The 337-nt window shown below is 40.4% G+C and carries 1 pseudogene; it reads right to left on the bottom strand.

What is annotated here, in order from left to right:
* A pseudogene (locus tag SB775_RS28190) lies at positions 1-337 on the bottom strand (phage tail protein); the annotation flags it as partial.

The raw sequence follows: 337 nt of genomic DNA, 5'->3' as shown, positions 1-337 counted from the left end.
CTGAGCGATAGCTTTTACTTCTTCTGCTGATTGCGGACCAAGTTGAGCTAAATAATTAGAGAATTCAAGTCCGGCTCGTTGCGCTATGCTAGTTAGATTGTCTTTCCATCTACCTAAAATACCGACTTGCTCTTCTAAATTCTTAGTAAGTTGTGCGCCACTTGTTTTCTTCATCTGAACCTGTTCGAAAATATTCCAAGCGTTCATGATCTCATTCGTTCTTTGTACAACAGCATCTCTGTAAGCTGTTAATGCTTCTTCCTGCTGTTTATACACTTCAGAAGGATCTGGGCCCTTAGCAGCTTTAAATAAAGCGGAATATAAAAGCGCGCTTGTA

Source organism: Peribacillus sp. SIMBA_075 (genome assembly GCF_046534585.1).
The sequence above is the reverse complement of the archived record's forward strand: the minus strand, read 5'-3'. Positions and strand labels throughout refer to the sequence as shown.